This is a genomic window from Cryobacterium glucosi (assembly GCF_004402235.1).
GTDB classification, from domain to species: domain Bacteria; phylum Actinomycetota; class Actinomycetes; order Actinomycetales; family Microbacteriaceae; genus Cryobacterium; species Cryobacterium glucosi.
This window is the reverse complement of record NZ_SOFS01000015.1, coordinates 172,477-188,969: the sequence shown is the minus strand read 5'-3', so window position 1 is coordinate 188,969 and position 16,493 is coordinate 172,477. Positions and strand designations below refer to the sequence as shown.

The 16,493-nt window shown below is 68.5% G+C and carries 17 protein-coding genes and 1 tRNA gene; 15 read left to right on the top strand and 3 right to left on the bottom strand.

What is annotated here, in order from left to right:
• Positions 1 to 16: 16 nt before the first annotated feature.
• The 6 genes from E3O46_RS06095 (at position 17) to E3O46_RS06070 (ending at position 6,389) form a co-directional block, all read left to right on the top strand.
• On the top strand, positions 17 to 2,152 hold the full coding sequence (locus E3O46_RS06095) for an FAD/NAD(P)-binding protein (protein WP_134448834.1): 2,136 nt from the start codon (positions 17 to 19) through the stop codon (positions 2,150 to 2,152).
• A 147-nt stretch (positions 2,153 to 2,299) separates the two neighbouring features.
• Positions 2,300 to 2,373: transfer RNA gene (locus E3O46_RS06090), tRNA-Met, on the top strand.
• 133 nt (positions 2,374 to 2,506) lie between these two features.
• Positions 2,507 to 3,964, top strand: a complete 1,458-nt coding sequence (locus E3O46_RS06085) for an NtaA/DmoA family FMN-dependent monooxygenase (protein WP_134448835.1) — start codon at positions 2,507 to 2,509, stop codon at positions 3,962 to 3,964.
• Positions 3,965 to 3,973: 9 nt separating this feature from the next.
• A complete protein-coding gene (msuE, locus tag E3O46_RS06080) occupies positions 3,974 to 4,588 on the top strand; it encodes an FMN reductase (RefSeq protein ID WP_241987343.1) in 615 nt (204 codons plus the stop codon).
• A gap of 66 nt (positions 4,589 to 4,654) precedes the next feature.
• On the top strand, positions 4,655 to 5,719 hold the full coding sequence (locus E3O46_RS06075) for an LLM class flavin-dependent oxidoreductase (RefSeq protein WP_134561310.1): 1,065 nt from the start codon (positions 4,655 to 4,657) through the stop codon (positions 5,717 to 5,719).
• 148 nt (positions 5,720 to 5,867) lie between these two features.
• Positions 5,868 to 6,389 carry a phosphohydrolase gene (locus E3O46_RS06070; RefSeq protein ID WP_134561309.1) on the top strand — a complete coding sequence of 174 codons (522 nt, stop codon included), beginning with the start codon at positions 5,868 to 5,870 and terminating at the stop codon, positions 6,387 to 6,389.
• 44 nt (positions 6,390 to 6,433) lie between these two features.
• Here the strand turns inward: E3O46_RS06070 and E3O46_RS18660 are convergent, their stop codons facing one another.
• Entirely contained in the window at positions 6,434 to 6,610 is a 177-nt protein-coding gene (locus E3O46_RS18660; protein ID WP_241975445.1) for a hypothetical protein, read from the bottom strand.
• Here E3O46_RS18660 and E3O46_RS18970 point away from each other — a divergent pair.
• Both E3O46_RS18970 and E3O46_RS18965 read left to right on the top strand, forming a co-directional pair.
• Positions 6,537 to 6,851 (top strand): oleate hydratase, encoded by a 315-nt coding sequence (locus E3O46_RS18970; protein ID WP_420897720.1) that lies wholly within the window; start codon positions 6,537 to 6,539, stop codon positions 6,849 to 6,851. The two genes, E3O46_RS18660 and E3O46_RS18970, sit on opposite strands and share 74 nt — an antisense overlap.
• The gene (locus E3O46_RS18965; RefSeq protein ID WP_420897719.1) at positions 6,791 to 7,192 is read left to right on the top strand and encodes an oleate hydratase; all 402 of its coding nucleotides are present in this window, start codon (positions 6,791 to 6,793) and stop codon (positions 7,190 to 7,192) included. The genes E3O46_RS18970 and E3O46_RS18965 overlap by 61 nt, the downstream gene beginning before the upstream one ends.
• A 44-nt stretch (positions 7,193 to 7,236) precedes the next feature.
• Here E3O46_RS18965 and E3O46_RS06055 read toward each other — a convergent pair whose 3' ends face one another.
• Positions 7,237 to 8,217 (bottom strand): Gfo/Idh/MocA family protein, encoded by a 981-nt coding sequence (locus tag E3O46_RS06055; RefSeq protein ID WP_134561307.1) that lies wholly within the window; start codon positions 8,215 to 8,217, stop codon positions 7,237 to 7,239.
• A gap of 147 nt (positions 8,218 to 8,364) precedes the next feature.
• Here E3O46_RS06055 and E3O46_RS06050 point away from each other — a divergent pair, with 147 nt between their 5' ends.
• Positions 8,365 to 9,261, top strand: a complete 897-nt coding sequence (locus E3O46_RS06050) for a shikimate dehydrogenase family protein (protein ID WP_134448842.1) — start codon at positions 8,365 to 8,367, stop codon at positions 9,259 to 9,261.
• The gene (gene aroD / locus E3O46_RS06045; protein WP_134448843.1) at positions 9,258 to 10,037 is read left to right on the top strand and encodes a type I 3-dehydroquinate dehydratase; all 780 of its coding nucleotides are present in this window, start codon (positions 9,258 to 9,260) and stop codon (positions 10,035 to 10,037) included. The genes E3O46_RS06050 and aroD overlap by 4 nt, the downstream gene beginning before the upstream one ends.
• Before the next feature lie 34 nt (positions 10,038 to 10,071).
• Here the strand turns inward: aroD and E3O46_RS06040 are convergent, their stop codons facing one another.
• The gene (locus E3O46_RS06040; protein WP_134561306.1) at positions 10,072 to 10,347 is read right to left on the bottom strand and encodes a hypothetical protein; all 276 of its coding nucleotides are present in this window, start codon (positions 10,345 to 10,347) and stop codon (positions 10,072 to 10,074) included.
• Between the two features lie 498 nt (positions 10,348 to 10,845).
• Between E3O46_RS06040 and E3O46_RS06035 the strand changes: the two genes are divergently transcribed.
• The 5 genes from E3O46_RS06035 (at position 10,846) to E3O46_RS06015 (ending at position 16,473) form a co-directional block, all read left to right on the top strand.
• Complete coding sequence (locus E3O46_RS06035; RefSeq protein WP_134448845.1) at positions 10,846 to 11,964, top strand: LLM class flavin-dependent oxidoreductase; 1,119 nt, start codon at positions 10,846 to 10,848, stop codon at positions 11,962 to 11,964.
• 2 nt (positions 11,965 to 11,966) lie between these two features.
• A complete protein-coding gene (locus E3O46_RS06030; protein WP_134448846.1) occupies positions 11,967 to 12,602 on the top strand; it encodes an FMN reductase in 636 nt (211 codons plus the stop codon).
• A gap of 24 nt (positions 12,603 to 12,626) precedes the next feature.
• On the top strand, positions 12,627 to 13,370 hold the full coding sequence (locus E3O46_RS06025) for a maleylpyruvate isomerase family mycothiol-dependent enzyme (RefSeq protein WP_134561305.1): 744 nt from the start codon (positions 12,627 to 12,629) through the stop codon (positions 13,368 to 13,370).
• Between the two features lie 85 nt (positions 13,371 to 13,455).
• Entirely contained in the window at positions 13,456 to 13,758 is a 303-nt protein-coding gene (locus E3O46_RS06020; RefSeq protein WP_134561304.1) for a hypothetical protein, read from the top strand.
• 132 nt (positions 13,759 to 13,890) lie between these two features.
• Positions 13,891 to 16,473, top strand: coding sequence for an ATP-dependent Clp protease ATP-binding subunit (locus E3O46_RS06015; protein ID WP_134561303.1), 2,583 nt, complete (start codon positions 13,891 to 13,893; stop codon positions 16,471 to 16,473).
• Positions 16,474 to 16,493: the final 20 nt, after the last annotated feature.

Genomic DNA, 16,493 nt, shown 5'->3' with positions numbered 1-16,493 from the left:
AGACGACTCTTGTGTCATGAGCGACTCCAGAGGCACTGACCCCACGGGACCCGACCGCGCCCCGGCCATCGCGATCATCGGCGGCGGGCCCCGCGGATCCGGCGTGCTCGAACGCCTCGCGGCAAACCTCGACGAAACGTGGGGGAGGGACCGGCCCCTGGTCGTGCACGTGATCGACCCGTTCCCACCCGGAGCCGGCCGGATCTGGCGGCACGACCAATCCCCGCTGCTCAAACTGAATTCCCTCGCCGAGGACGTCACGATGTTCACCGACGAGACGTCGGTCATCGAGGGCCCGATTCTGCCCGGACCATCCCTGATCGAGTGGGCCGCCGGCGTCAGGGCCGGAACGATCGAGATCCCCGCGATCGACGGTGCCGGAAAGGACGGTGCCGGAAAGGACGGTGCCGGCGAGATCGATGCGGTCCTCGCCGCCGAGATCGCCGGCCTCACCGGGGCGAGCTTCCCGACCCGTCGCCTGCAGAGCCTCTATCTCGCCTGGTTCCATGAGGAGGCCGCCGCCGCACTGGGGCCGAACGTGACCGTCGAGTCCCACCGGGCCACCGCCATCCGGGTCGACGACATCGACGACGCCGCCGGCCAGATCGTGGTCCTCTCGACCGGGGTCACCCTGAACGTCGATCTCGTGCTCTACTCCCTCGGTCACAACGGTGCCGACCCGTCCCCAGAGCACACGGCCCTCACCGAATTCGCCCGCCGTCATGACCGCTACTACCTGCCGCCCGCCTTCACGGCGGATGCCGACACGAGCGCGCTCGAGCCAGGCGAGCGGGTCATCGTGCGCGGCTTCGGCCTGGCCGCGGTGGACCTCACCGTGCTCCTGACCGAGGGCAGGGGCGGCCGCTTCACCCGGCTGCCCGATGGGCGGCTGCACTACGCGCCGTCCGGGCTCGAACCCCGGGTACTGATCGGGTCGCGCAGGGGAGTGCCGTACCACTCCAAGATCAGCTCGACCATCGTCGGGGAGCCACCGGTTCCCCGGTTCTTCACGCCCGACGTTGCCGCGGCCCTCGACAGGGACAGCTCGAGCCTCGACTTCACGAGCGATGTCTGGCCACTGATAGCGCAGGAAATGGTCTGGGGATACTACCGGGAGCTGTTCACCGGACACCCCGAGCGGGTGTCCGCGTCCTGGGCGGACTTCTCCGACCGTTTCGACGCGATCGACCCGAGGGCGCTGCCGGTCGCCGCCGCACGGCCGGAACGGTCAGGGGAACGTGCGGCGAGTCATCCGCTCACCGAGTGGGGTGCCGACACGTTCCTCATCGAGCAGGATGCGGCACGCTTCCGCGCCCTCGTCGAGTCAACCGTCACCGACCCGATCGACCGGCTGTTCCTGCCCGACTTCGACCGTCCCCTCGACGGCCTTCGGTTCGAGTCGGTCGCCGAGCTCCAGGATGCCCTGCGCGACTATATCCGCCGCGATCTCACCCTCCGCACCGCGCCGGAGCACAGCGCGACCTTCGCCCTGTTCATCGCCCTGCTCCGGAGCCTCTTCGCGCTTTCGGACATCATCGATTCACCGAAATGGAGCGCGCAGTCACGGGTGCGTGACATCCACGGCTGGTGGCTCGGCTACTTCAGTTTCATCGCGAGCGGTCCACCTGGCCACCGGCTCGAGGAACTCCTCGCGCTCTCCGAAGCCGGCATCGTCGAATTCCTCGGTGGCGACCTCTGGGTCGAGACCGACGAGGTGACGGGCCTGTTCCGGGCCGGAAGCGCGAACCTCGACCGGGTCGTCACGGCGACCGCACTCGTCGACGCGCGACTTCCCGACACCGTGGTCTCCGCGAGCGACAACCCGCTGCTCAGGTCGCTCCTCGACTCCGGCGCCGGTGTCGAGGAGCAGGCGACGGATGCCGGCTTCACCGGGAGCACGGGACGTCTCGCGGTGCGCCAGGCCGACACCCGGGTCCTGACGCCGGACGGAGACCACCACCCGCGACGATTCGCCATCGGGCCGTACACGAACTCGCCGTTCGTCGGCGCCTTCTCCCGCCCGCGCACGAATGCGATCTCCTTTCGCGAGAACGACAAGGTCGCCAGGGCGCTCCTGGTCCACCTCGACAGCCTCGTGGGCGACCCGGGGCGCACTCGGCTGCCGGCCGACCTGGCCGCGAGCACCCGATGATCCGGGCGCTGTGGGCGTTCCTGGCGAGTTGCCCGGTGCCGGCCGATGAGACTCTGCTTGCGACCTCGTCGCCCTATGTCCTGCGTCTCGTTGATGACGGCGTCGCCCCCTTCGACAGAAAGGACGAGCTCACCACCTGAATTGCACCGCGGCGTGCCCGAGAGGACGAAGGGACCGGTTTCATATTCCGGTAATCGCAGGTTCGAATCCTGCCGTCGCGTCACGACCCGTCGACGCTAGGCACTGGCGCGCGATAATGCCAGCGATCACGCATTCTTTACGACATGTTTCCGTCCGCGACGGGATGTGTCGGCCGGGACCCCGGCCCGAATCGACCCGGCCTAGCGTCGACCCATGACGAATCACACCTCCCCGGCGTTCGACGCCGACTGGTCGGAGCGCGACGGCCACCTCGTGCTCGGTGCGATGGTGCGCACCCTGGGGTCCTTCCCGTCCGGTTGGAGGTATCCCGGTGCGCACAACGACCCTTCGACCGATCCCCGCGCGCTCAAGCGCCTCGCGCTCGCCGCGGAGAAGGCCGGCTTCGACTACCTGTTCCTCGGTGACTGGCTCGCGACGGATCCGGAGCTCGAGTTCTCGGACCCGCACCTGCTCTCCCGCGTCGACTCGATGAGCACAGCGGCTTACCTCGCGGCGATCACGCGACGGATCGGTCTGGTCGGAACAGTGGAGACCGCCCACTCCGAGCCATACGCGACGGCCAGGGCCGCTGCGTCGATCGACCGGCTCAGCGGAGGGCGCTTCGGGCTGAACCTCACCGTCGGATCCGATGCCAAGGTCGAGGCGAATTTCGGGCCGCCCGGAGCCCGCACCCACCTCGACCGCTTCGACGTCGCAGACGAATACGTCACCGTGCTCCGCGGCCTCTGGGACACCTGGGGCGAGAACGCCTTCACCAGGAACGTCGCGAGCGCCGCCATCATCGACCGGTCCAGGGTCACGCCCCTTGAGCACGTCGGACCGGCCTTCGCGGTGGCCGGTCCCCTCAATGTGCAACGACCCGTCCAAGGCCATGTCCCGCTCGTCCACGCCGGCACCTCGCGTCGCGCCCAGCAGTTCGCGGCCGAGCAAGCCGACATCTACGTGGTCGCACCGACGAGCCTGGGCGACGCCGCCGAGTTCTATCACGACACCAAGGCCAGGGTCGAGGCGGCCGGCCGTGCGGCATCCGCCCTGACCATCGTCGCCCTCGTCCTTCCGATCGTCGGCGAGACGCGAGCGGATGCCTGGGCCGTCTACGACCGGCTCGTGGACCTGTTCCCCGTCGACGACGGCACCCCGGAAGCGGCGGACCTCGACCTGCCCGCCAACCGGAACATCCGGCACCTGCGCCAGGTCATCGGGCTTCCGCTCGTCGAGAGACGCTTCGACGAGGCCGTCACCCCCGGCACCGCGAGCCGTTTCACCGCGGCGGGCGCCCGTCTCGTCGACGTGGTCACCCGCCGCTCCGGTCGCACGATCGGCGGCAAGCGGCCGGTCACCTATCGGCACCTCCTCGTCGCCCACCTGATCAGGTCCCCGATCGTGGTCGGGTCGCCCGCCGATATCGCCGACCACCTCGAAACCTGGTTCCGGGCGAGTGCGGTCGACGGCTTCAACGTACTGAACGCCTTCCTGCACGAACAGTTCGAGACCTTCGCCCGTCTCGTCGTGCCCGAACTCCGCAGTCGCGGGCTCATCAGGGACGAGTACGAGGCCACCACTCTCCGCGGTCACCTCGGTTCTCCACTGCCGACCGCGCCATTGCCGGCGCTCGCCGCCGCGACCGCCCCCACCACCCGCACCGACTGAAGGACAACCATGACCGAATCACACGTGACCGAGACGCCGACCGAGACGCCGACCGAGACACTGGCCAGGCCCCTCCGCGTCGTCGCCGTGTCCGGCAGCCTGCACGCGCCCTCGAAGACGACGGTCCTCCTCAAGGAAATCCTCGCCTCCGTCGGCCGGGAACTCCCTATCGACGCGCATCTCATCGGCGTGCACGAGATCGGCGAGCAGTTCGCCGGCGCGTTGCGACGCGACCAGCTGCCCGCAACGATCGAGGCCGAACTCGACCGGATCGAGGGCGCCGACCTGCTCATCGTGGCGAGCCCGGTCTACCGGGCGTCGTTCACCGGACTGTTCAAGCACCTCTTCGACTTCGTCGACCAGTACGCCCTCGTCGACAAGCCGGTGCTGCTCGCGGCCACCGGGGGGAGCGACCGCCACGCCCTGATCATCGAGCACCAGCTCCGCCCGCTGTTCGGATTCTTCCAGGCGCTCACCCTCCCGATCGGCGTCTACGCGAAGGATTCCGACTTCACCAACTACCGGGTCTCGAGCCTCGACCTGCAGGAGCGCATCGATCTCGCGGTCACACGCGCCCTGCCCTTGATTCGCAGCAGGCGGGAGAGCCTCGAAGCGGCTCTGTGACGCCGCTTTACCTTTCATGACCTGCCCGATTCCCTCACCGTGTTGCCGGACGCTAGATTGCCGGACATGACCTCCCCAGCCTCAGTTCCAGCATCAGCGCCCACGCCGTCCCCGTTCCGTCTCGGCTTCCTCGCGTTCGTCGAACACGGCGGTGTCGCCGGCGCCACGTCGCAGGGCCTGCAGGACGGAATCGACCTGTTTCGGCACGCCGACGAACTCGGTTTCGACACCGGCTGGGTGCGACACCGGCACCTCGAGAAGTACATCTCCTCGCCGCTCACCTTCCTCTCGGTCGTCGCCCAGCACACCGAGGGCATCAGGCTCGGCACCTCCGTGACCCCGTTGCGGTTCGAGAACCCGGTGCGACTCGCCGAGGAGGCGGCCACCGCCGACCTCCTCACCGGTGGACGCCTCGAGGTCGGCTTGAGCTCCGGCTACGCCCAGTCAGAAGGCATCTTCGGCCCCGTCTACGGCGCCATCACCGGCTCGCTCAGAGAAGAGGCGGATGCCCGGCTCGCCTCCTTCCGTTCGGCACTCCGCGGCGACACCCTCGCCATCGCCGACGCGAGCTTTCCCGCCTTCCCTGCCGGCACGCCACTCACTGCCCAGCCGCTGAGCCCGACCCTCTCAGACCGCCTCTATTACGGCGCGGGCGCGACCCCGAGCGCAGTGCGCACCGGCCAGCAGGGCCTCCGCCTGCAGCTCTCGACCCTCAACACGGAACCGAGCGAGCTTTCCTTCGAGGAAGCCCAGCTCGAGTCGATCACCGCGTACCGTGCCGCCCACGCCGCTGTCACCGAGCGGCCGTCCTACGCACTCGTCGGACGTCAGGTGCTGCCGATCCTCGGCAGGGACGACGCTGACGAATTCGCCTGGCTGATCGAGCGCGACGAGGAGCGGCAGCGCGCCCACGGCACTCCCGGAGCCGCCCTGCCGTTCCAGTTCGGCAAGGTGCCTTCCGGCGATCCGGACGACATCATCGAGGCCCTCCTCGCCGACGTCGCCTTCCGTGGGTCCGACGAGCTCGTGATCGCCCTTCCCTTCGACCATCCGCCGGCGGGGTTGCACCGCATTCTCACGGCCGTGGCCGAACGCATCGCCCCCGCCCTCGGCTGGACGCCGCGCCGTTAGGCCCCATCCGCGAATACCCGGCCGCCCATACAGATCCGGGTGGCACTGTCAACCCCCTTTTGCCGGAACTGACAGCCCGTAGCGTGAAAGGACGCACAGCGACGTGCGCGCGAATCCCTCGGTTCGCGAGCTCAGCAAGGACAGCGCCATGAACACACTCAGCCTCACCCACTTTTCACAGCGCGGGCAGCGGCAGGGAGACGACAGTCATTCGTCGCTGCTCCTTGCTGATGCTCTCCGCTTCGCCAGGACGGCCTGCGCGGGGAAACGCGACGAGGCAGGGGAGGCGGCCATCGAGCATCCGCTTCGTGTGATGGCCGCACTGGCCCGCGAGGATGAGAAAGTCGTCGCCCTGCTGCACGACACCTGCGCGTCGTCCGGCCCCGGCCTGGCCGGACTGCGCGGCTTCGTACCCAACCGGCTGCTGATGGCCGTCACTGCGCTTGGGCACGGCTTCGAGGAAACGGACGACATCTCGTTCCGGTTCCTGCTCGCCGACCCGATCGCCCTCGCCGTGAAGCTCGCCTGCGTCGGAGACCTCACCGATCCGGGGCGGCTCGCCCGACTTGACCCGTTCACCCGTCGGCGCCGGGAAATCGCGGGTGCTGCCGCCGCGCGCGGACTCGGGACAACCCTCGACGCGATCCGCACTCCGTTCGCAACGCCGTGATCGCCGAATAACGGAGTACGCTCAGTTTTACGGCATACTCCCCACTACGGGGGTGTCGCCCCGACTGTGAGGAGTGCACCATGGCGCACGCCGCCGAGAATCGATGAGCTTTTCGGCGAGCACTTCTTCGCGACCAACTTCTGGCAGATGTGGCGCACGACGTTCGCCTTCCAGAACTGGCACTCCGCTGCCGAAATGCGTCGGTACTTCAAGCGCTTCATCCAGGAATTCGACCGGATCCACCTCCTGTCCGGCGTCAGCCGGACCACGTACAACCAATACGATTCGATGGTCGTGCCGACGTCGACTTCGCCGCGGCTCTGGAACCACGCCGGGCGACCCGGCTTCACCTCGAGAACGCCGAGGGGACATCCGCTCTCGACCTCGACGACAACACCTTCATCACAATCGGTTCGATCACTGACAAGAAGATGTCCGAGGCGACGGGCGAAGAGATTCTGACGGAGCTCGTGCACCAGCTCGGCTTCGAGGACATCCTCGACGAGGTGCTCGCGTCGACCGACGTGACAACGGTCATGATGCCGTATGCGTCAGCCCTCTTCAGCCGGCGCGTGCCGGAGGACCGGCCGAAGGTGCTCCCGGACGGCGCGGAGAACTTCGCCTTCCTCGGCCAGTTCACCCCACTACCCGAGGACGTCGTCTTCACGGTCGAGTACTCCGTGCACGGCGCCATGCATGCTGTCTACACGCTCTTCGACGTCGAGAAGCCCATCCCGCCGATCTATCACGGGTTACTGGACCCGAAGGTCGACCTGCACGCGCTCGCAGCGGCGTTCCGGTAACCCGCTTCCCCCGCGTCCTGTGTCCGCGAGAGCCCGCCGCACCGCTACCCGACGGCGCGTTCGATCCCCGCCGCGGCGTAGATGGCATCGATGGCCGCCATGTTGCCGACGGAATCGTCCCCCTCGGTGAGGAGCGGCTCGCCGCTCGCAAGGCCGCGCACGACCGCATCGAGCTGGTGATCGTAGGTCTCGTTGCCGCGAACGGTGAGCCAGCGTTCGATTCCCCGGCTGACTTCGCGGATGCTGTGGCCGCGGGACGGGAAAACCATGTTGTCCACGTGCACGGTGCCCTCTGTCCCGACGATGTCGAACGAGGTGTCGAGGGGAGTGCCCGCGATCATGCTCGAGGAGACCCGGGCGGTGACGCCGGAGGGGAACACCAGTGCGGCATCCATGCTCATGTCGGCCCCCAGCGGGTTCAGGGTGGATACGGCGCTCGTGACGAGGGGTTCCTCGCCGGTGAGGGCCCGCACCCAGTGCAGCGGGTAACACCCGAGGTCCATCAACGAACCACCGCCGAGGGCCGGGATGTGCCGGATCGACGTCGGGTCGAAGGGGTTGCTGCCGGAGAATTCGCCGCGCAGGGACACGACGTCGCCGAGCCGGCCGGACGCGACAATGGCGTCGAGCTCGAGGCTGAGCGGGTGGTAGCGGTCGTGGAACGCCTCGATGAGACGCTGCCCCGTCTCGGCGGCCGCCTGGCGCATCAGCCCGGCCTGGGCGGCGTTCATCGCGAAGGGCTTTTCGCAGAGCACGTCCTTGCCGGCCTCGAGCGCTGCAATCGACCACTCGGCGTGCTCCGAGGGCGGCAGCGCGACATAGACGAGGTCGATCTCCGGGTCCGCAAGGAGTGCGCGGTAGTCGCCGTATGAGCGGTCGATGCCGTGTTCCTGCGCATAGGCGGCGGCAGCGGATGCCCGGCGCGAGGCGACCGCGGCGATCACGACATCGGTTCGTCGCCGGGCGGGGCGGATGATCGCGGACGGCGCGATGCCGGCGGCACCGAGGATTCCGATCCTGAGCATCAGCGCACCGACCCACGGGCCGCGACATTGCGGCGACTATTTGTTGCGTGTAGTGACATATTCGGGACACTACCATTGAGCAGCGGCCTGCCGCATCTCACGTGCCGCTATCGCTGGATCTGTCGAAGAATCGAATCGGAGGGGCTCGTGTCTGAACCCGTTTCCCCGGCCGGCCGCCGCCGCCTCGCGGTACTGGGGTCTCCCATCGGTCATTCGCGCTCGCCCCTGCTGCACACGACGGCGTACACCCTGCTCGGTCTCCCGTTCGACTATTCCCGGGCCGAGGTCCGCTCGGGCGAGCTGGCCTCGTGGCTCGTCTCCCTCGACGACAGCTGGCTCGGGCTCAGCCTCACCATGCCGCTCAAACGCGAGGTCGTCCCGCTGCTCGACACGACCTCGTCGCTCGTCGACGACCTCGGCGTCGCGAACACCGTGCTGTTCACGGCCGACAATGGCACGCGCCGGTTGCACGGCTTCAACACCGACGTCGACGGCATCGTCCGTACGGTTTCGACGCTGGACTCTGCTCGACCCTCCTCTGCCGCGATCCTCGGCGGTGGTGCGACGGCAGCCTCGGCACTTTACGCGGCTCACGCGCTCGGCGCGGGGGAGATCACGGTCTACCTGCGGGATCCCGCCAGGGCCACCGGCCTGTCGGCCCTCGGCGACCGGCTCGGGGTCCCCGTGCGGGTTCGGCGGCTCGACGAGCTGGACGCGGCCGGCCCGCTCTCCTTCGTCATCAGCACGCTGCCGGGCGGGGTTGCGGACGGCCTCGACCTCCGGCCCCTTGACGCCGGTTCCATCCTCTTCGACGTGGCGTACGACCCGTGGCCGAGCCCGATCGCCGAGGGTTGGGGTTCCGCAGGCGGCGTCGTCTTCAGCGGGCTCGACATGCTCGTCGAGCAGGCGATCAGCCAGGTGCGCATCTTCACCGGCGGGAAACAGGACGAACCCCTGCACGGTGAGGCGGGCATCCGCGCTGCCATGCGGTCGGCCGTCGGCCTTGCGCCCGCGCACTCCCCGGCAGGGGGAGAGGCCTCATGACCGGCGCGACGGCACGGTCCTCTGTGCGGATGCGCTCGATCGTGCTCGGCGAGGGCAGGCCGCAGATCTGCGTTCCGTTGGTCGGGGCGACGATCGCCGAACTCGCGGCGGCCGCCTCCGGACTCATCGCCGGGGACTATGACCTCGTCGAACTCCGGATCGACTTCTTCTCCGAATCGGATATCCCAGCGGCCGTCCGGGAAGCGATCGCCGTCGTGCGTGCTGCCCTTCCGGAGGGCGTCCCGGTGATCTTCACCTTCCGCACGAAACGGGAAGGCGGGCAGCGGGACATCCTCCCGGAGGCCTACGCCGACCTGCTCGGGCTGGCGATCGCCGCCGGGGTCGATGCGGTCGACGTCGAACTCTTCACCGAGCGGTCGTGCCTGCTCCGCATCGTGAGCGCGGCCCACGAGACGGGCGTCCTCGTCGTGATGTCCTCGCACGACTTCGAGTCCACGCCGCCGCGGGCCGAGATTCTCGCACGCTTCGCGGAGCAGCAGGCACTCGGGGCGGATGTGCTCAAGCTCGCGGTGATGCCGTCGAGCCCGCGCGATGTCCTCACCCTGATGGACGCGACCGCCGAGTTCGTCGCCGAGCAGGCCCGGCGCCCGGTGATCGCGATGTCCATGGGGGGACTCGGCGTGGTGTCGAGGCTGGCCGGGGAGACCTTCGGTTCCTGTGTCACCTTCGGTTCCGTCGGAGCCTCGAGCGCCCCGGGCCAGATCGAGGCCAGCGAGTTGCGTGCCGTCCTGGACCTGGTGCACGGAGCCCGGTGACCGGGCCTGCTGAGCCCCGCCAGATCGCTGTGTGCTAGATCGCGGTGTCGTCGAGCTCGAGGGTCGATTCGCGTTCGCGGAAGATGTTCAGCTGGCGACGCCGGTACTCGGAGAACATGCTGCCCACCTCCGACGGTGCCAGGGTCTGGCCGTGCTCGGGTTCGTCGGCGTGCTTCAGGCTCTCGGTGTACGCGACGTTCTCGGTGCGCTCGGTGCGCTCGGTGCGCTCGGTGTGCTCGGTGTGCTCGGTGTGCTCGTAGTTCTCCGCGTGTTCGGACTTCTGCGGCAGGTCGGAGGATTCGTGGTTCATGGGGATACCCAATTCTTTCTCTGGGGTGAGTGTGGGGGAGCTGCTGCGGCGGCGAGCGAACCGGGGACAACCGGCAGTGGTGCCGGGCGTTCCTGGTGAGCGCTCTCAGCGCGTGGTGTGGGCCGATGGGCGGCGCAGCGGATGATGTCGCGAACCGACGTGAGGCGAAGCCTGGAGTCGTTCCCGCATCAGTGGTCCTTCCGTGATGAAGCGGTTTCTCGGGTGCGGCAGTACGGCGGGTTACCGAACGGCCGACGGGGATCCTGAAGCACTTCATCGGGCGGAGGAGCTTTGGAGGAACGTTATGTGATTCACTCCGAGATGTCAACGGCCGGATATCGGCGATCCATGAGATATTTCTGAGTATCACCGTGTCTCAGGCGAGGTCTCTGTCGTGCGGGAATAGGAAACCCCCGATCGAGGTTGGGTACGATATCCATGCAAATGCATTGAAAATACTGCCCGAGAAAATGCAGTGAACACTCAGAGAGGCTGACCATGCAGTTCGGAATCTTTTCGGTCGGGGACCTGACAACCGACCCGACCACCGGCCGTACCCCGACCGAGCAGGAGCGCATCAAGGCGATCCTGACGATCGCCCAGAAGGTCGAAGAAGTCGGACTCGACGTGTTTGCAACCGGTGAGCACCACAATCCGCCCTTCGTGCCCTCGAGCCCGACCACGATGCTCGGCTACATCGCGGCCAAGACCGAGCGCATCATCCTCTCCACGGCGACGACCCTGATCACGACGAGTGACCCGGTCAAGATCGCCGAAGACTTCGCGATGCTCCAGCACGTCGCCGACGGCCGGGTGGACCTGACCCTCGGCCGCGGCAACACCGGCCCGGTCTACCCGTGGTTCGGCCAGGACATCCGCCAGGGCATTCCCCTCGCGCTCGAGAACTACGCGCTCCTGCGCCGGCTCTGGACCGAGGAATTCGTGGACTGGGAGGGCCAGTTCCGCACCCCGCTGCAGGGCTTCCAGTCGACGCCCCGCCCCCTGGACGGCGTCGCGCCGTTCGTCTGGCACGGCAGCATCCGCACCCCGGAGATCGCCGAGCAGGCCGCATTCTACGGCGACGGCTTCTTCGCCAACCACATCTTCTGGCCGGCCTCGCACACCGCGAAAATGGTCGGGTTCTATCGCCAGCGCTTCGAGCACTACGGCCACGGCACCGCCGAGCAGGCGATCGTCGGACTCGGCGGCCAGGTCTTCATGCGCAAGAACTCGCAGGACGCCGTGAAGGAGTTCCGCCCGTACTTCGACAACGCGCCCGTCTACGGCCACGGCCCGAGCCTCGAGGAATTCACCTCGCAGACGCCGCTCACCGTCGGCAGCCCGCAGGAAGTCATCGACCGCACTCTCGGCTTCCGGGACTACGTGGGCGACTACCAGCGCCAGCTGTTCCTGATGGACCACGCCGGACTGCCGCTCAAGACCGTTCTCGAACAGCTCGATCTGCTCGGTGAAGAGGTTGTGCCCGTGCTGCGCCGCGAGTTCGCGAAGAACCGTCCGGCAACGGTTCCGGATGCCCCCACCCACGCGTCGCTCGTCGCTGCGGCGGCCGCGGCTCCCGTCGGCGCATCCGTCGGCGCTCCGGTCGAGGTGGCCTAGCCATGACGGAACGCACCCGTACCATCGCCGTCGTCACCGCAGGACTCAGCCAGCCGTCCTCGACGAGGATGCTCGCCGACCGTCTTGCGGAGGCGACCTCCTCCCGCCTGGCCGAGAAAGGCATCCCCGCCGAGGTCAGGATCTTCGAACTGCGCGACGTCGCCCTCGACGTGATGAACAACATGCTCACCGGGTTCCCGAGCCCGAAGCTCGATGCGGTGATCGAAGCCGTGACCGGCGCGGACGGGCTCATCGCCGTCACCCCGATCTTCACGACCAGCGCGAGCGGCCTCTTCAAGTCGTTCTTCGACGTCATCGACAACCGGTCGCTGACCGACATGCCGACGGTCATCGCGGCGACGGCGGGCACCGCACGCCATTCCCTGGCCCTTGACTACGCCATCCGCCCGATGTTCACCTACCTGCACGCGGTCGTCGCCACCACCGCGGTGTTCGCCGCATCGGAGGACTGGGGAAGCGGCGCGGACACGGTCAAGACGCTGCCCGACCGCATCGACAGGGCGGCCGGGGAACTCGCGGCTCTCATCGCGGCATCCGATCGCTCGAATTCCGTGCGCGACCCGTTCACGATCGACGCGTCCTTCAGTCCGACGGGCGGATTCCAGCCCTCGATCTGACCGGTTCCCTGCGAGAATGGGGGAATGCCCGCACCTACCGCTCTCCCCGCTGATCCCGAGCTGCTCGCGCAACTCCTGCTCGCTCGTCGCGCGACCGCGTTCTTCGCGCACGAGCTCAACGGGTTGTCGAACGTCGACCTCGACGGCGACTCGCTGTTGCCCGGCTGGAGCCGCCGTCACGTGATCGCCCATGTCGCATATAACGCGAGGGGCATCGTACGACTCGTGACCTGGGCGCGCACCGACGTCGAAACGCCGATGTACGTCTCGAACGCGGCTCGCGACAGCGACATCGCCGCCGGGGCCGAGCTCGACCGCGACGCCCTGCGGACCCTCTTCGACGTCGCGACCATCCAGCTCGACGCCGCGTGGCGCCGGCTCACCCCTGAGACGTGGAGCCACCCGGTCCGGACCCCGAGCGGCCGGGAGATCGCCGTGTCCGAGACCGTGTGGATGCGCAACCAGGAACTCTGGGTGCACACGATCGACCTCGCGACCGGCGCCTCCTTCGCCGACGTGCCGGTCGAGGTGCTCGATCGCCTGCTCACCGAGATCACCTCGGCCTGGGCGACCCGGGGTGACGGGGGAGACCTCGTGCTCTCCGTCACTGATTCCCGCGACGAGCGCAGGTTCGGCGACCTCCATTCCGCGCATCCCGTCGTCGTGTCCGGCAGCCTCGCTGGCCTCGTCCAGTGGGCGACCGGGCGTGGCGGTTCCGGCGTGGGCTCGAGCGCCGGGACTCCGGCCGACCCGCCTCGGTGGCTCTGAGCCCAGCTGAACGATCCTGCTGAACGATCGCGCTGAACGATCCCGCCGCGTGGCAGACTGGTACTCGAAACAACGGGGGCAGACAGTGGACGATCCGCGCGCGAACATGCAGGACAACCGACTGATCGCCCTCGGCGCGCCGCGTGCCGACTGGACGAAGACACCCGGGCGCTCGCTCGGATTCTGGATCACCCTCGCCGGATTCGTCCTCGCTCTCGTGCTCCCGTTCGGGGGAGTCATCGCTGTCCTCGTCGGGCTCGCATACTCGATGCGCGCGCTCCGGGTCATGCCCGCCGGCGTGCACGGCCGGGGCCTGGTCCTGATCGCGCTGGGCATCGCGGCCGTGACCGTCGTCGTCGTCGTGGCCCGCGGCATCCTCGGGGCCTGAACCTCTGGGCCCGTTCGCACCCCGTTCGCCGACCGCGTAACCGGGGGTTTCCCAGCATGAGGCGGGAATGAAACCCACGGCCTGACGTTGAGTTGAGTCAATAGCACTCAAGTTTCAAGATCAGGAGGTCTCGTGCCTACATTCTTCGGTCCCGCGGATTCCGGCAACGGTTCGTTCGACGAGTTCATCGCCCGCTACCTGCAGGGCCAGCAGGGTGCTGCACCCACAGGGCGCCCGATCGACATCACCCGGCTGCTCAGCCGGCGCACCCACGAGGTGCTCGCCGAGGCCGCCCAGTACGCGGTCGAGCACGGGCACTCCCACGTCGACGTCCTGCACATCCTCCGGGTCCTCGTCCTGCGCGAACCGGCCGCCCAGGCGATCCGGAATGCCGGCGCAGACCCCGCGGCCCTCGCCCTGGCCGCCGAGCAGCGCCTGCCGGAGCGCTCCGCCCCGACCGGAGACGCGACGCCGGGACTCACCCCCTCCGCCCAGCGCGCCCTCCTCGACGCGCACCAGATCGCGCGCGCCTTCGGGTCGACCTACATCGACCCCGAACATCTCTTCTTCGCCTTCGTGGTGAACGAGGACTCCCCGGCCGGCCAGGTCCTCGCCGCGGCCGGCGTCACCCAGGAATCCCTGCAGGCCGGTGCACGCGAGCCGCAGGCGGATGCGACGGGCCAGGACCCTGCCCCGGCATCCGCTTCGGAAACGCCGATGCTCGACACCTACGGCACCGACCTCACGGCCCGGGCCCGCGACGGGAAACTCGACCCGGTGATCGGCCGTGCGGACGAGATCGAACAGACGATCGAGATCCTCTCCCGGCGCACCAAGAACAACCCGGTTCTGATCGGCGAGGCCGGCGTCGGCAAGACCGCCGTCGTCGAAGGGCTCGCGCAGGCCATCGTGGCGGGAACCGTGCCGGAGCAACTGCGCGGCAAGCGCGTCGTGGCACTCGACCTCGCGGCGATGGTCGCCGGGACCCGGTACCGCGGCGACTTCGAGGAACGCCTCGGTAAGACCATGGACGAGATCACCGCGCACAGCGGCGAGCTCGTGATCTTCATCGACGAGCTGCACACGGTCGTCGGCGCCGGCGGATCCGGCGACGGCGGCATGGACGCCGGAAACATCCTCAAGCCGCGGCTGGCGCGCGGTGAGTTGCACGTGATCGGCGCGACGACGCTCAAGGAGTACCGCAAGGTCGAGAAGGACCCGGCCCTCGAACGCCGTTTCCAGACAGTGCGGGTCGGCGAGCCGAGCATCGACGACGCGGTGAGCATCCTTGCGGGGCTGCGCGGCCGCTACGAAGAGCACCACGGCGTGCGCTACACCGACGAGGCGCTGCGTGCCGCCGTCGAGCTTTCCGCACGCTACGTGTCCGACCGGTTCCTGCCCGACAAGGCCATCGACCTGATCGACCAGGCCGGTGCCCGGCTGCGCCTGACCCTCGGCTCCCTGCCCGACCGTGAGGCCCTCGAGGCCCTGCGTGCGCGCGTGGTGACACTCGAGGAGGCGAAGAGCGCCGCCGTCCTCACCGAACAATACGAGGAGGCCTCCCGGCTCCGGGACGAGATCGAGACGGTCCAGGCACAGCTGCAGCTCCAGGAAGACCCCGCCCAGGCCGTTGCAGCAGAGGCCGTCGTCGGCGAGGCCGAGATCGCCGGCGTCATTGCCCGCGCGACGGGCATACCCGTCGCCCGGCTCACCGCGGACGACCGTTCCCGCCTCGGCCTGCTCGAGGCCGAGCTGCACGAACGCGTCGTCGGACAGGACGACGCCGTCACGCTCATCGCCAAGGCGGTGCGCCGCAATCGCACGGGCATGAACGATGCCGGCCGACCCGTCGGCAGCTTCCTGTTCCTCGGGCCGACGGGCGTCGGTAAGACAGAGCTCGCCAAGGCCCTCGCTGAATCGTTGTTCGGCGACGAGCACGCGATGGTGCGCTTCGACATGAGCGAGTTCGGCGAACGGCACACCGTGAGCCGGCTCGTCGGGTCCCCTCCCGGCTACGTCGGCTACGACGAGGCCGGGCAGTTGACCGAGCGCGTGCGCAGGAACCCGTACTCGGTGATCCTGCTCGACGAGATCGAGAAGGCCCACCCCGACGTGTTCAACCTGCTGTTGCAGGTGCTCGACGACGGCCGCCTGACCGACGGCCAGGGTCGCACCGTCGACTTCCGGAACACGGTCATCATCATGACCTCCAACCTCGGCTCCGAATTCCTCGCCAGCCGGAGCGGCGCCCTCGGCTTCACCGCCCAGATCGATGGCGGGGCCGACAACGGCTTCGGCTCGGAGAAGGCGCTCCGCGACCGGGTGATGGGCAAGCTCCGCGAGGCGATGCGTCCGGAGTTCCTGAACCGGCTCGACGAGATCGTGCTGTTCCGCAAGCTCGACGCGCCGGAACTGCACGACATCGTGCGGATGCTGCTCGCCGGGACGCGCACCCGGCTCGCCGCCCAGGGCTTCGCCCTGACCGTGAGCGAGGACGCGATCGACTGGATCGCCACGCGGGGCTACGAACCCGAGTACGGTGCCCGGCCGCTCCGCCGCGTGATCCAGCGGGAACTCGACGACAAGATCGCCGACCTCCTCGTCGGCTCTGACCTGCTGGCGAGTACCGGAGTCGACGTCTCGGTTGCTGACGGCGCACTCGTCGTCGCGGCCGCGGCATCCGCGCCGGCGCAGCCGCTGCCCCTGGCCGCGTAAGGAGTCGCTGCGGAGTCGCC

What these genes read in the sequence shown, in the direction of transcription:
- aroD (WP_134448843.1), top strand. Translation starts at nt 9,258, where the DNA reads ATGACCGGCGCGACGGCACGGTCCTCTGTGCGGATGCGCTCGATCGTG.
- E3O46_RS06055 (WP_134561307.1), bottom strand. Translation starts at nt 8,217, where the DNA reads ATGCTCAGGATCGGAATCCTCGGTGCCGCCGGCATCGCGCCGTCCGCG.
- E3O46_RS06035 (WP_134448845.1), top strand. Translation starts at nt 10,846, where the DNA reads ATGCAGTTCGGAATCTTTTCGGTCGGGGACCTGACAACCGACCCGACC.
- E3O46_RS06070 (WP_134561309.1), top strand. Translation starts at nt 5,868, where the DNA reads ATGAACACACTCAGCCTCACCCACTTTTCACAGCGCGGGCAGCGGCAG.
- E3O46_RS18970 (WP_420897720.1), top strand. Translation starts at nt 6,537, where the DNA reads ATGTGGCGCACGACGTTCGCCTTCCAGAACTGGCACTCCGCTGCCGAA.
- E3O46_RS06075 (WP_134561310.1), top strand. Translation starts at nt 4,655, where the DNA reads ATGACCTCCCCAGCCTCAGTTCCAGCATCAGCGCCCACGCCGTCCCCG.
- E3O46_RS06085 (WP_134448835.1), top strand. Translation starts at nt 2,507, where the DNA reads ATGACGAATCACACCTCCCCGGCGTTCGACGCCGACTGGTCGGAGCGC.
- E3O46_RS06095 (WP_134448834.1), top strand. Translation starts at nt 17, where the DNA reads ATGAGCGACTCCAGAGGCACTGACCCCACGGGACCCGACCGCGCCCCG.
- E3O46_RS06030 (WP_134448846.1), top strand. Translation starts at nt 11,967, where the DNA reads ATGACGGAACGCACCCGTACCATCGCCGTCGTCACCGCAGGACTCAGC.
- E3O46_RS06040 (WP_134561306.1), bottom strand. Translation starts at nt 10,347, where the DNA reads ATGAACCACGAATCCTCCGACCTGCCGCAGAAGTCCGAACACGCGGAG.
- E3O46_RS06025 (WP_134561305.1), top strand. Translation starts at nt 12,627, where the DNA reads ATGCCCGCACCTACCGCTCTCCCCGCTGATCCCGAGCTGCTCGCGCAA.
- E3O46_RS18660 (WP_241975445.1), bottom strand. Translation starts at nt 6,610, where the DNA reads ATGAAGCGCTTGAAGTACCGACGCATTTCGGCAGCGGAGTGCCAGTTC.
- msuE (WP_241987343.1), top strand. Translation starts at nt 3,974, where the DNA reads ATGACCGAATCACACGTGACCGAGACGCCGACCGAGACGCCGACCGAG.